This window comes from Pseudoflavonifractor intestinihominis, assembly GCF_040096055.1.
In the GTDB taxonomy this organism is placed as follows: Bacteria; Bacillota; Clostridia; order Oscillospirales; family Oscillospiraceae; genus Pseudoflavonifractor; species Pseudoflavonifractor intestinihominis.
Map to the genome: position 1 here is coordinate 185060 of NZ_JBBMFK010000003.1, position 13154 is coordinate 198213.

At 63.4% G+C, this 13154-nt stretch carries 10 protein-coding genes; 2 read left to right on the plus strand and 8 right to left on the minus strand.

Annotated features, from left to right (window positions below; translation table 11 throughout):
• Positions 1–143: 143 nt before the first annotated feature.
• Together amrA and amrS are read left to right on the plus strand one after the other, a co-directional pair.
• Positions 144–1532, plus strand: a complete 1389-nt coding sequence (amrA, locus tag WMO64_RS03275; protein WP_349230993.1) for an AmmeMemoRadiSam system protein A — start codon at positions 144–146, stop codon at positions 1530–1532.
• Complete coding sequence (gene amrS / locus WMO64_RS03280; RefSeq protein WP_349230994.1) at positions 1529–2353, plus strand: AmmeMemoRadiSam system radical SAM enzyme; 825 nt, start codon at positions 1529–1531, stop codon at positions 2351–2353. The genes amrA and amrS overlap by 4 nt, the downstream gene beginning before the upstream one ends.
• A gap of 126 nt (positions 2354–2479) precedes the next feature.
• On the opposite strand, the gene WMO64_RS03285 is transcribed toward amrS, so the two are convergent.
• The 8 genes from WMO64_RS03285 to WMO64_RS03320 all read right to left on the minus strand — a co-directional run.
• Positions 2480–2830, minus strand: a complete 351-nt coding sequence (locus tag WMO64_RS03285) for a cupin domain-containing protein (protein ID WP_294518622.1) — start codon at positions 2828–2830, stop codon at positions 2480–2482.
• Positions 2831–2850: 20 nt separating this feature from the next.
• Complete coding sequence (locus tag WMO64_RS03290; RefSeq protein ID WP_294518619.1) at positions 2851–3180, minus strand: cupin domain-containing protein; 330 nt, start codon at positions 3178–3180, stop codon at positions 2851–2853.
• Positions 3181–3264: 84 nt separating this feature from the next.
• Positions 3265–4722 carry a DUF8451 domain-containing protein gene (locus WMO64_RS03295; RefSeq protein WP_349230995.1) on the minus strand — a complete coding sequence of 486 codons (1458 nt, stop codon included), beginning with the start codon at positions 4720–4722 and terminating at the stop codon, positions 3265–3267.
• Between the two features lie 161 nt (positions 4723–4883).
• A complete protein-coding gene (locus tag WMO64_RS03300; protein WP_349230996.1) occupies positions 4884–6167 on the minus strand; it encodes a TIGR02679 family protein in 1284 nt (427 codons plus the stop codon).
• Positions 6164–10216 carry a TIGR02680 family protein gene (locus WMO64_RS03305; protein WP_349230997.1) on the minus strand — a complete coding sequence of 1351 codons (4053 nt, stop codon included), beginning with the start codon at positions 10214–10216 and terminating at the stop codon, positions 6164–6166. The genes WMO64_RS03300 and WMO64_RS03305 overlap by 4 nt, the downstream gene beginning before the upstream one ends.
• Positions 10194–11351 carry a TIGR02678 family protein gene (locus WMO64_RS03310; RefSeq protein ID WP_349230998.1) on the minus strand — a complete coding sequence of 386 codons (1158 nt, stop codon included), beginning with the start codon at positions 11349–11351 and terminating at the stop codon, positions 10194–10196. Before WMO64_RS03310 ends, WMO64_RS03305 begins: the two co-directional genes overlap by 23 nt.
• The gene (locus WMO64_RS03315) at positions 11344–12831 is read right to left on the minus strand and encodes a TIGR02677 family protein (protein ID WP_349230999.1); all 1488 of its coding nucleotides are present in this window, start codon (positions 12829–12831) and stop codon (positions 11344–11346) included. The genes WMO64_RS03310 and WMO64_RS03315 overlap by 8 nt, the downstream gene beginning before the upstream one ends.
• Before the next feature lie 138 nt (positions 12832–12969).
• On the minus strand, positions 12970–13154 hold a 185-nt coding region (locus tag WMO64_RS03320; RefSeq protein WP_349231000.1), incomplete at its 5' end, for a hypothetical protein.

Genomic DNA, 13154 nt, shown 5'->3' on the forward strand with positions numbered 1-13154 from the left:
CAACCAGAGGGCCCCATAGAGATACACATCTACAGCATCCGCCTCCCCGGGCGTGCGGACGCTTGTAAGAATCCGGCGGATGCGCTACAATAAATACAGCAGGCCGCTATCCCCCTGCGCAAATCAGAAAGGAGCGCTCTGATATGCCGATGCTTGGTGCAATTCTGACCCCTCACCCGCCTGTGCTGCTGCCCGAAGTGGGCAGAGGCCGGGAGCAGGAGATCGGCGCCACCGGCCGGGCCATGGCCGCCGCAGCGGAGGAGGTGGCCCGGTGGAAACCGGACGTTCTCATCGTCGCTTCACCCCACACCATTTTGTACGGGGACTATTTTCACATATCCCCCGGCAGCGGCGCGGCGGGGGATATGTCCGCCTTCGGCGCACCCCAGGTGCGCGTGGAAGTACGGTACGACATCCCGCTGCGGAACGAGATCGTGAGCCGGGCCCAGGCCGCAGGGCTGGAGGCCGGTACCCTGGGGCAGCGGGACCCGTCCCTGGACCACGGCGTCCTGATCCCTCTCTATTTTCTGCGCAAGGCCGGCGTCAGCTGCCCCATCGTGCGCCTGGGCCTGTCGGGCTTCTCCCCCCTGGCCCACTACCGGCTGGGCCAGTGCGTGGCGGGGGCGGTGGAGTCGGTGGGCCGCCGGGCCGTGTTTGTGGCCAGCGGCGACCTGTCCCACAAGCTGAAGTCCGACGGCCCCTATGGCTTTGCGCCGGAGGGACCGGTCTTCGACGACGCGGTCACCCAGGCCATGGCGTCCGGAGATTTCCTGCGGTTTCTCACCATGGACCCGTCCCTCTGTGAGCGGGCCGGCGAGTGCGGCCTGCGGTCCTTCCAGATGATGGCGGGCGCTCTGGACGGCCTGGCCGTGGCCCCCCGGCTTCTGAGCCACGAGGGCACCTTCGGCGTGGGCTACGCGGTGGCCCTGTTCCCGGTCACGGACCGGGACGAGAGCCGCCGGTTCGCCGCAGCCTGTGAACAGGCCCAGCGGGACCGTCTCCACCAGCGCCGGGCAAACGAGGACCCCTGGGTGCAGCTGGCGCGGCTGTCCCTGGAGACCTATGTGCGCACCGGGAAGCGTCTGGACCGTCTGCCCGACGGCCTGCCCCAGGCGCTGACCGGACAGGCGGCAGGGGCTTTCGTGTCCCTGCACATCAACGGACGGCTGCGGGGCTGCATCGGCACCATCGCCCCCACCCAGGAGAATGTGGCCTGGGAGATCGTCTGCAACGCCGTGTCCGCTTGCTCTCGGGACCCCCGCTTCCCCCCTGTGGGGGCCGACGAGCTGGACGCGCTGGAGTACAGCGTGGACGTGCTGGGCCGGCCCGAGGCGGTGGACTCCCCCGACCAGCTGGACCCCAGGCAGTACGGCGTCATCGTCAGCTGCGGACAGCGGCGGGGGCTGCTGCTGCCCGACCTGGACGGCGTGGACACCGTGGAGGAGCAGCTGGACATCGCCCGCCAAAAGGGCGGCATCCACGCCGGAGAGCCCTATCAGATCCAGCGGTTCAAGGTGGTGAGGCACTTATGAGCGCACAGTGTCAGCTCTGCTTTCACCGCTGCATATTGGACGAGGGGCAAACCGGGGCCTGCCGCGCCCGGGCCAACCGGGGCGGCCGGATCGTCCCGCTGAACTATGGACGGCTCACATCCGTGGCCCTGGACCCCATCGAGAAAAAGCCGCTGCGCCGGTTCCATCCCGGCAGCCTGGTGCTGTCGGTGGGCAGCTTCGGCTGCAATCTGCGCTGCCCGTTCTGCCAGAACGCGGAGATCGCCGCCGCAGGGGCGGAGTTTCCCGCCCGGGATTGTCCCCCGGAGGTCCTGGCGCAGGAGGCCGTCCGCCTGCGGGACTGCGGCAGCATCGGCGTGGCTTACACCTACAACGAGCCGCTGGTGGGGTATGAGTATGTGCGGGACTGCGCCGCGCTGGTGCATGAGGCCGGGCTGTACAACATACTGGTGACCAACGGCACCATTGCGGCGGATCCCTGGCGGGCCCTGCTGCCCCTCATCGACGCGGTCAATATCGACCTGAAGGGCTTCACCGAGAGCTGGTACCGCACTCTGGGCGGCGATTTGGAGACGGTCAAGGGCTCCATCGCCCTGGCCGCCGGCCGCTGCCATGTGGAGGTCACCACCCTGATCGTACCGGGTGAAAACGACAGCGTGGAGGAGATGGAGGCCCTGTCCGGCTGGCTTGCGTCCGTCGGCCCGGACATTCCCCTCCACGTCTCCCGCTTTTTCCCCCGCCACCGTATGACCGACCGCGGGCCCACACCGGTGGAGACGGTCTACCGTCTGGCCCAGGCGGCGCGGAAACATCTCCGCTATGTCTACACAGGCAACTGCTGAAAACACTCCGGCCATATTTCGGTATGGGACCGGCGGCAACACGGCCAACGATCTCAGACAGGACAAGAGGGACCCCAGGCTATGTCTGGGGTCCCTCTTGTTTTCATGCCGAAATCGGCCGGCCTCTTACCGGTCAGCAGCCGGGGCCTTGACCACCACAAGATACATCTTGAAGGCAGTGACCGCCTTGACCGCATGGGGGATGCCGGCAGGCATCACGATGGCCTCTCCCCCGCTCAGCGTGTGGGGAACGCCGTCAATGGTGATCTGGGCGGTGCCCTCCAGAATGGTGGCCATGGCGTCGCCAGGGGCGGCGTGGGTGCTGATGGCCTCCCCCGCGTCAAAGGCAAACAGCGTGGCCCCCACGCCGGGCTGCTGGGCCAGGGTCAGGCTGACCACCTTGCCCGCCTCATAGTTCACCTGTCCCGCCAGGTCAAAGGGCTGGGCGTGAGGGACATTTTTGATCAGTGCTTCCATGATAAACTCCTCCTTGTGGGTTACGAGAGGGTGATCTGCAGCAGCTTGCAGCCGCCGGGCGCGGCCACCTCGTGGGGCTCCCCGGCGGGGACCGCCAGGCAGTCGCCCGCACACAGCCGGCGGCTGACGCCCTCCAGCACGAGATGCAGCTCGCCCTCCAGCACATAGTAGAGGGTGTCGCCGAAGTAGCGCTCCTCGCTGACGCTCTCCCCGTCGCCAAAGGCCAGCAGGGTCATCTGGCAGTTCTCCTGCCGGCTCATGGACATGCTGACCACCCGGCCGGGCTGGATCTGGATCAGCTGGGCCAGCTGCTCCGGCTGCTGCGTGGGCAGATTGCGCAAGGCGTCCACAGGCCTCACCTCCTTATGTACCCAGTATACCCGATTTTCAAGGGAAATTCCGTTGCATCTGCAACAAAATCCGGAGGCTGCCCCTCACGCCTTCAGCTTGTAGACACGTCCTTTCCCGCTGCCCTCCGCCATCACAATGTCCTCTGCAATCAATCTGTTCAAATAGCCCCGGGTACGCGACGGCTTCAGCTCCAGATACTCCGCGATCTCGGACGTCTTTGCGCTGACATGCTCGGTCAGGTATTCGATGATCAGCCCTTTCTTGATCTGCACAAGGGCCGACCTGGGCGCCGCGCCTCTGGCATCCGTTTTTTCTCCGCTGTTTTTCCGGAGCGGCAGCACCAATATGGTCCGTTCCGGCGCAAACCGTTCCTCGATCGCCGGCTGGGGCCAGCCCAGCCTCCTCCAGACGGAGTAGATATTGGGGATACCGCTGCCCGCCCCTGCGCCGATGTTGACCAGATTGAACATCTTGATCAGCGCCGCGTTGCGGGGGTCCGACACGCCCCCGCTTTTGGCGGCCTCCACCTCGATGCGGAATCCGCCGGGATTGGAGAAGGTGATCCGGTCCCGGCCCTTGACGATGGACAGCCCCTGTGCGCCGTAATAGTCGGCGTTTATGATGCAGTTGGCCAGCGCCTCCCGCAGGGCGCTGTAGACAGGGGCGGCCTCCATGGGGTCGCCGTCCTCCCACACAGCGGGAAGCCTGATATCCCGGACGATCTTTTCATGGACGCGGAAGTAAAACTCGTAGAGGTTGCCGCTCCAGCCCCCAGAGAAGGACGTGATCCGGTCCGTGCATCTGCCGTCAGATCCCATCTGCTCCTGATAGTCAAGGCGGTAGTTGGGAAATTCCCTGACGATCTCGCCCTCCAGGCCGAACATCAGGAGTCCGGCGGCGGTGGGATGGGTCCCGCCGTCGGCGCCCACGCCCACCGCGCCCAGTTTTGAGAGAAATTCGCCGTCCTCCAGCTTTTCCCACACATGGCCGGGGCGGTAACTGCGCATCCGGGCCCGGTAGCGGCGGATGCTCTCCCCGTCCAGCGCGTCCGGCGACACCCGCTCCAGCACGTTCATATCCTGGGTCTGTATGGCCGCGTCCCGGAGCATGCTCTGCACTTCCTCATATGTACACCGGTAGTCGCCCTCGCCGCTGCGGCGGTATGTGCCGCGCCTGGGGTCCCCGTCGATGTAGACCGGCCGGTCATACCGCTGGGCGCGGGGCACTGTGATGGCGATGATGCTGTCCCCATCCACATCCACCACCTGTACGTCCCGGTTGGTGAGGATATTGACGCTGACCCGCTTGGGGTTGTTGATGATGCTCCAGAACGCCCGGATCAGCCGCTCCGGGTCGGGGAGATCGACCGTGTGCAGGGAGTGGTCCGGATGCTCCTCCACGCCCAGGAGGAGCATCCCGCCGAGGGTATTGGCAAAGGCGGAATAGGTCTCCCAAATGCTCTGAGGAAGGCCGCCAAGCGCTTTCTTGGCTTCGATCCGGTTGTTCTCGCGGTACTGCTCGATCTGAGAAAAATCAATCATGGCCCTCCTCCTCCGGCGGCTCAGCGCCAAGCTGCGATCATCATTCCATGCTTTCCCGGCTCTCTCTGGGGAACACACCATAAGCATACCATAAAAAACCCCGTTTATCCATCAGGGCCCCGGCGGTATTAGAGCGCGAGACCTGCTTTTTCGCTTTCCGGTCACGGTATTTCGGTCAGTTCCCGCTCCAGCTGGGGAAGCAGCAGCTCCTGATAGCCGTCGCAGCCCTGCTGCGCCACCGCGTCGGCGGTGGCCTCCAGTCCCGTTCCCTTGCAGCATGAGAGCAGTGACAGGCTGCTGTCGCTCAGCCTGACGTCGGAGCGACACCGGGCGTAGTCCTCGGGCATCATGTGCCAGGGGTGAAAAAGGCGCGGATAGCGGGCCCACAGCTGGGCGGTGATGGACAGCCCTTTTCCATCAAAGTCGCCGGAGTAAAACAGCTCTGTCCCGCTGTCTGCCAGCAGATCCAGCAGCCGCAGCGCCGCCACGGAGGGCTGGCCCGAGGTGCACAGCAGTGGAGAGTGGAACTGAGCGGCCCGGTCGCAGAGCTGGGAAAAGACCATCTCGTTCTCCACAAGGTACGCCCGTTTTGTGGGGCTGCGGGCGCCCCTGAGCCCGGACAGGCTGGCCAGCGACAGGGTACATACCTCATGCCGCTGCCGGAGCAGGCGGTAGGCGGGATGCTCCCCGCCCTCCGCGTCCAGGACAAGTCCCACCTGAGTGACCAGGCTGGAGATGCTGTCGCACAGGATGCCGTGTCCATAATACAGGGCGTCCCTCTGTTCCGCCCGGTCGGGCAGTTCCAGCCCGGAGCAGAAGGACAGCAGGTGCAGGAACAGCTTCCCGCTCAGGGTGCTGCTGTCCAGAGCGTGGGGATCGGAGGTGGCCTCTGCGCTGAGCACGGCCAGCCGGACCGGCCTTACCGTTCTGCTTTCCAGGCAGTCCATGCTCCGGCAGGCCCGTATCAAACTCGTGCCCGCCGCCTCTGGAGCCTTGGCCGCCTCCCGGCGGAGCAGCCCGTATCCGCCGCCCTGCCCCTCCTTCAGCGACCGGATCCAGCGAATGCTGTTCTCTCCCCGGACTTCCGCCGCGGCCCGGTCCAAGACGGCGGAGAGGCGCTGCTCCTGCGCCTCTCTGGCCTCCCGGTTGGTCCTGATCTCCTCGCCGAAATACGCCTCCAGCAACTCCCGCAGACAGACGCCCCGAAACTTGGTCTGCTGGAGCGCGGCCTCAAACTGCTCCGTCGAAAAGCGAAGGGACTCGGAAAAGGAGCGCCCGAAGAAGCGCCTGGCCGCTTCCCGTTCCTCCTCCGTGGCGTCCGGCAGGCATACGTTCCCCGCCGGACGGCCGTAGCGCCGGTATTTCTTCCTCAGCTCCACGAGGATGCGATGGTACGCGGGACAGGCGCGGAAGTATGCCACACACGCTTCAACCTGCTCTCTCATCCCTCGCCGTCCTCCAACGTCCTCTGCGCGCCGTTCCAGTGGTAGTGGAGGATGGTGACTACCGGGGCGTTGGCCGGATGGTACATCTCCGCAATATCCAGATCGGTCACGCAGGCATAGCATCCCCACAGGACCTGGGAGTTGATGATGTAATCAAACTCCAGGATTTCCATCAGCTCAAACATGGCGCTGATATTCTGGTCATCCACGCCGGCAAAGGCCTCGTCCAGCGCCATCAGCCGAGGGCAGGCGTCCCCACCCTTCAGATACTGGGCGGAGACCGCGGCAAACAGCGGCACATACATGGACATGGCCTTCTCGCCGCCGCTGAACCGGTTGAAGACCCGGTCCGTCAGCTCCTTCTTGCCGCTGTCTCCCCGCTGATAGAAGAGATGGAATTCATACCAGCTGCGGTAGTCCAGCACCGAGCGGATCAGATCGGCGTAATTGACCGCTATCCCCTGGATATGCGCCTCCTCCCTGGCCCGCTTCATCTTGCTGCGGAAATGGCCGGACACCCGCTGGCTGTCCTCCGGGGTGAGCAGCGCCCGGTCTTTATTCAGGAAGGTGACCAGCTGGGCGGTATCCAGCTCGCCTGTGCCCTCCGATTTCTTCTCCTTCCAGTCCAGGCTGAAGTTCAGACCCATGGAGGTGGTCAGCTTGGCCATCAGTCCGGTCATATTCCGGGTCCACTGGGCGCTCTCCTCAATACGGGCCCGCAGCGTATGGCTGACGGTGTCGGTGAGAATGTCCTCAAACAGATCCCGGTCCTTGTCCTCCAGCAGGTTCCCCGTGGTGTCGATGTCGCTCTGCAGGGACTGGATGAATCCGTAGAGCGACAGCTCCTTGCCGTTCTTCTTCAGCACGATCACATAGCGCTGCCGGAGCTGGGCGGGCTTGCCGGGCGCGCCGAACCACATTTTGATCTCGGGATGATAGTTGGAGAGACTGCCTCTGTACCGCTGAAAATTGCTGGATATGGCCTCCCCCATCTCCGCGACGGTGCGCCCCCGGTCAGAGGCCTGCACCCTGCTGGCCGCCTGCCGGGCGCACTCTTCAAGCCCCCGCTCCCGGTCCAGAGTGACAAAACCCAGATCCAGATCTTCCGCAAAATAGCGCTCCAGGTCCTGCTCGTCCATCTCCGCTTCGGTCAGGCGCTGCTTTCTCTGCCGTATGATCTCGTCCGCGCTGTTCCGCTCTCCTTCCAAACGGATGCACTGTTTTTCCGCATCCCGGTTCTCCTGGTCCTGAACCTGGATCTCCCGGTCCAGCTCTGCCAGGCGACGGGCCCGCGCCTGATTTTCAGGGCGGCTCAAAAAGTCCCGCAGCTCCTGTATGCCGGCCTGCTGCGTGAAGATGGACTCCTGGGTGTCGTCATTGTCCTTCTTTTTATCGTCCGCCTGATCCCTCAGGTTGTCAATGATGTCCCGCGTAGCTTGACCGGAACTGATCGCACTTATCAAATCTCCTCTTTTTCGGTTCACTTTTGCCAGTATATCCCGGTAGCCGTTGGCTGCCTCCCGCGCCTCCTGATATGCCTCCACCGTTTTCTCGTAGGGCAGCCCCGCACTGCGGCTTCGGCTCTCCTGCTCCAGCGCGGCCCAGGCCTGCTTTGTCTTTTGCTCCTGGTCCAGGCACCGTTTCTTTTCCCCTTCCGCCTGTTGAAATGCGTTTCGGGCCCTCCCCAGCCGCATCAGGGCCTGGTCCAATTCCTCTGCGGTTGGCATCTGGGACCGCTCCTGCCGCAGCTGCTCCAGCCGGACCTTACAATCGTCTACCTTGCGCCGGGCCTCCTGTATATCGGCCGCCAAGCGCGTCAGTTCCTCCTCCAGCGCCTGGAGCTGGCGCCTGCGGTTCTCCGCCCGGGCGGCCGCCCCCACAAAGCCGGCCGGGCCCTCCGCCCGGCTATAGCCCCGGATCATGCCGCAGCGGAACCGCCCGTCCTCCAGCAGGGCGGTCTCCGCGTTCAGGTCAGAGCGGGAGATGCTCCGCAGGCAGGCGGCGGCCTCCTGAGGGAAACGGCCCGCCTTGTCCGGGATCAGGCTGTCAATGGGATCGGCAACGGCGGGACCGGGTACCAGGAAGCGATCCGGATACTCCGCCAGCAGCTCCTGTATCTCCGACAGGCGGCCGTCGGGCACCACCAGAGCGTCCAACAGTCCGGCGTCCAGCAGCTGGGCCTCCAGAAGAGCCTGGCGCTCCCGGGACAGACCGGGGGCAAAGTCCAACAGCTCATACACAGGCGCGCAGGGCACCCCCCGCATCATCAGCTGGATACGGGCGGCCTCGGTCTGCGCCCGGCGGGGCGGGATGGGCTCCGGCTGGCTCTCGATCTGCCTGCGGCGGTACTCCAGTTCACGGTGCTCCTTCTCCAGTTCGGACAGGCCGCGCTCCGCCTGGAGCTGTTCCCCCTGGAGCGCAGACGCTGTCTTTCGCTCACAGTCGTCCAGCTGGTTGCGGATCGGGGTCCAGTCCGCCGGTGTGCTGTAGGTGTTTAGGCTTTGGCGGATCTCCAGCCAGATTTCCTGGGGGATATCCAGCTGTGTGTTCTGTTCCCGGCGCCTCGCAAACGCCTCTATCAGCTCGTCCCGCTCCTCCCGCTCCCGGGCCTGGGCATCCCGGACCTGACGCTCCGCCTCCTGCGCGGCTGTCTCCGCCTGATCCAGCGCCTGACAGGCGGCGTCATAGCGCCCTCTGGCCGCCTCTGTCTGCCGCAGGCAGTCCAGAACCGCTTCGATCTGCCGGCCCCGCTGCTGGAGGGCCTCCTCCAGCAGCGTCGGGGCGTCCTTCTCCTTCAGACGCTCCGCCTGGAGGCTGTGGACATATTGCGCGTGCTCCTGCCCCAGCAACAGCAGCTCATTCTGGTCGTTCAGGTCCCGCAAACTCAGGCGCAGCGCAGCCCGGGCGTCCGCCTCGTCCCGGTCGATCTGCCGCAGCTGGACCTCCTTCTTCTGAATGTTGTCCTCTATCTTCTCCAGCTGCCCCTGGCCCTGGGCCAGCCGCTTCTCCAGGCGGCCGCACTCTTTCTCCATCTGGCTGAGCCGGTCCTGCTTGGCCGACAGGTCATCTTCCCCCATGGACAGCCGCTGGGCTCTGGCCCGCTCCAGCAGCAGGGCCGACTGCCGCTTCCGCTCCCCCTGTTCTTCCAGCTGCCGTTCCGCATCCTTCTTCTTGTTCTCTGCCTCCTGGAGCTGGCTGCTCAGGCTCCGGGTCCTGTTCCGTGCGTCCAGATAGGCCTGTGCCTTGCCGCCCAATATGTATTGATTATAGCGGGTGTACTCTTTTTGAATGATTCTGGCGTCCTTAATGGCAGTGCTGTAGCCCTGCATGGTGCTCTCCAGATTGTCCATCTGTTCCATGGTGTTGACCATGGCGGAGAGGTCCTCGTCCGTCAGCACCTGGAGGGACTCATTCAGGATCTTTTTCACCTCAGAGGGCCGGAAATCCTTGGAGAGCTTGGGCGCCCGCACCAGGATCAGCAGCTGTACCAGCTGATCGTACTGCCGGATATCCCGGAAGCCGAAAATCTGGTTATTGACCATCTCCTTGTATTTCGTCTGGCTCTCCGCCCAGCAGTCGGGGTCGCTGATCAGGCCGCGCAGCTTCTTTTTGGTGAGGGGCATCTTCTGCTGGCCTGCGCTCTCATACAGCTGGACCCCGTCTGGGCCGATCCGACGCCCATCCCGCAGGCAGAAGCCCCAGAAATCGATCCCTTTCCCCTTCTGGGCCCGCATCCCTACGCCGATGGTGCGGTACTCCTCCACCCCCGGCTTCCGGAACTCCAGGTACAGATATCCGGTGGACTCGTCCCGCTCGTTGTCCCCCAGGAGATAGAACTCCATCTTGCGGTCCCGGGACCCAAAGGGGTCCAGCCGCTCCGGACGCCGGTCCCCATCCAGGATAAAGGGAATAAAGCTCTGGGTGGTAATGGATTTTCCGGCGGCGTTGTTTCCTCGCAGCAAAATGTGGCCGTCATGCAGCGGGAACTCCTCCTGGTCGTACAGCCAGAAATTGAGGAAGCCCAGTTTATTCATCTTCCAGCGGACCATCTTCATCCTCCCCATGCAGTTCGTTGTGATAGGACGGCGGATAATGCCCCACCAGCTTGCCCACCGCCGGGCAGAGCACGATATCCTCCTCCAGCTCCTCCAGCAGCATCCATCCGGCCATATAGGCCGTCAGCTCCTGCACCAGCCGATCCAGCGACATGGCGCGGATCTGGGGTCCCCAGCCGTTTCCCCACTTTGCCCGGCACCCCTCGATCTCGTAGCGGAACTCCCGCCGGCTCAGCACCACGGTGTCGTCCTCCCGGCGGCGGTAGACGCCGCTGAGAATCTGGTCCCGGAGCTGGGCGCACAGCAGCAGCGCCGCGTCAGACAGCGCCCGGGTGCCCGGGTAGACCATTCCGCACCGCTCGCCCTCGGACAGCAGGAAAAAGGCGCCGTTTCTGTGGATCTGCAGTTCCCCGTCCAGGGCCTCGTCCAGGCTGGCGCCGATGGCCCGGCGCTGGTTCTTGACATATTCATAGTCGCTCTGGTTCTCCGGGGAGCAGTAAACGCCGGGGGACAGCGCCAGCTGCTGATAGACCCGGTGCCGCCTGCGCTCGGTGTTGTCCCCCTCCCCGGAAAGGGCCTCAAAGTCCTCGATGGAGCGGCATTGCAGAGTATCCCGGCCGAAGTGGACTGGAAAGTGCCGGGACAGGCCCGTGTTCTCGTAGAGGACCTCCTGGTTCTGATCGCCGCTAAAGCCAGCGCTGTTTCCGTCATATGCCACCACCAGCCCCGTCTCCTGGGCACATTGCAGGACCCGCACCAGGGCCTTCCGGTGGAGAAACTGGGTCCAGTCCACCGGCTTGATCTCCGCCAGGAACGTCCCGAGGGCCTTTGTCAGAGAGGAGAGCAAAAACGGCGCGCCGTCGTCCAGGTCCGCCAGAAACAGCAGAAGCGCGCACAGCAGGCAGTAGTCCATGGGCTCCTGGAAGGACTGGATGCCCATCCAGGGCATGGCTCTGGGCGGCACCTTTTCCAGCTTGACCACCGATTCGTTGACAATCAGATTCCAGCCCAGAGCCTCATTGACCAATCTGCGGTAGTCAGGCTGGGCCCGCTTGAGCGCAAAATAGAGCTCCCGGTCTTCCCGGCGTGTGACCCAAAACCGGTCCAGCAGCGTGCGGAATTCATTCATGGCCAGCCTCCTCAAAGATCAATACGCAGTCCGGCATGGTCAGCGTCCCATCTGTGCAGACCAGGCGGCAGGTCCGGTCCCCCCGTCTCTCCAGCGTATAGGCCTGTCCATACTGGGTCCTGCCCCTGTGATCCGGGCTCAGGTTGGCGGCGGCCACCCAGGAGAGAAACACCGCCCGGACGTCTGGGGACAACGGGGAATCCAGGGCGGCTAGGTCCAGCTTTCCGCCGTGGATATATCCCATGACCTTCTGACGGAGGGCCCGCTCCTCCTCCAGTATCTTCTGCCGCTGGGCCGCCTTTTCATGACTCTTGTCCGCAAATCCGGACCGGTCCATCCGCGGCCTGTAGGAGCGCGTCCTGGGCTGAAGGAGATGGGAAACGGGCGCTTCGTCATAGGTGCTCAGGTCCACCCGTTCCGTCTCCCGGACGGCGGTAAAGGCAAAATGCCGCACCTGCTGCACGCCAAACACCAGAGCGGAGAGCCTGTGCGCCTCGTCCACAGACTGGAACCCGGCGAACAGCGTGAGCAAATGGCGCAGTTCCGCCTTATTGCTCACGCCCATGTTTTCCATCTGTACCAGCAATGCGGCGTTCTGCACTGTCCGTCGGATGACCTCGTTTGTGACGTTGAGCACCTGGCGGGCCGTGGAATTGCTCCCGGTGAACCAGTCCAACAGGGAGCGCCAGACCCCCTCGCAGCGGGTGAGCAGCTCCTCCTCCCATCCGGGCGTCTGCTCCGACTGGGGCCGCGGGATCTCCAGCGCGCTGCGCCTGACCAGCTCCAGGATGTGGGCCGTCTCTTCCGGGGAAAAGCGCTCCAGCTGGGCGCCGATCTGCGCCACACTGTGCTGCAGGTCCTGTATGAACTCCTCCAGATATCGGACCAGATTCTGCTTGTAGGTGATGAACTCCACCGCTTTCATCTGCATCTCCATACCGGGGCCGTAGAACTCCCGGAGGTAGTCCTGGTGGCTCTGGCTGAGACGCTGGAAGTCCTCCTGCAGATCCTCCCACCAGTCCTGCACCTCCCGGAGGGAGAGTCCGTCCAGCTGCTCCGCCCGGTACAGGTCCTCCCGGATGCGCCGGAACGGGCTGGCGGAGAGGGCGGCGGTCCGGCTGGACAGGTTCTCCAGCGTAATGGTCATCCGCTCGATCTCAATGGCCGGCTGAGACATCATGTACTGAAACTGCCGGTTTTTGAACTCGGCGATGGTCCGGGGCTTGCGCGGATCCTGGATCGGTATGAGGTTTTTCCACTTCACCAGCTGCTGCAGGTCAATTGCCAGCTGTTCCGGGGAATACTGCGCAAAAAGGGACTGCTGCCGCAGCAGCCCCAGGACAGCGTTCCGGTCCATCTGGTAGTGCATCTTCTGGTGCTCCAGGTAGAAGATCCGCATAACAGTACGATAGACCGTGTAGTTGTCCGCTGAAAGGTATTTGGTCTCCGAGATATTTTCCAAAAGATCAGCCTGCATCATAGCGATCATCCTTTATTCTCAGAATCACGTCTACAGCGCTGTGTTACAACCGCCACATTCTCTTCTCCGCTGTCATTTTACGCCATAAATCGCCCCGTTTTCTGGACTTTTATTGTATTTGGTGTAGATAAAACCAAACTATTTTAATTTTATCAAATCAGCCAGGACATTACAACCGGCATACTCTTGCGCGCTTTCATTTTTCACTTTTCTCCGGGCTGCTGCTGTTTTATTTAAGGATCCGTGTGTTTTCGGTAAAATGAAAATGTAGCAAATGGTACTCAAAAAGTGAGCACCCCAATGGCAAATAAAAAGAGCCATTG

Bases quoted from the DNA above. Each gene is read 5' to 3' on its own strand.
- amrA (WP_349230993.1), top strand. From the start codon at position 144: ATGCCGATGCTTGGTGCAATTCTGACCCCTCACCCGCCTGTGCTGCTG.
- amrS (WP_349230994.1), top strand. From the start codon at position 1,529: ATGAGCGCACAGTGTCAGCTCTGCTTTCACCGCTGCATATTGGACGAG.
- WMO64_RS03285 (WP_294518622.1), bottom strand. From the start codon at position 2,830: ATGGAAGCACTGATCAAAAATGTCCCTCACGCCCAGCCCTTTGACCTG.
- WMO64_RS03295 (WP_349230995.1), bottom strand. From the start codon at position 4,722: ATGATTGATTTTTCTCAGATCGAGCAGTACCGCGAGAACAACCGGATC.
- WMO64_RS03300 (WP_349230996.1), bottom strand. From the start codon at position 6,167: ATGAGAGAGCAGGTTGAAGCGTGTGTGGCATACTTCCGCGCCTGTCCC.
- WMO64_RS03305 (WP_349230997.1), bottom strand. From the start codon at position 10,216: ATGGTCCGCTGGAAGATGAATAAACTGGGCTTCCTCAATTTCTGGCTG.
- WMO64_RS03310 (WP_349230998.1), bottom strand. From the start codon at position 11,351: ATGAATGAATTCCGCACGCTGCTGGACCGGTTTTGGGTCACACGCCGG.
- WMO64_RS03315 (WP_349230999.1), bottom strand. From the start codon at position 12,831: ATGATGCAGGCTGATCTTTTGGAAAATATCTCGGAGACCAAATACCTT.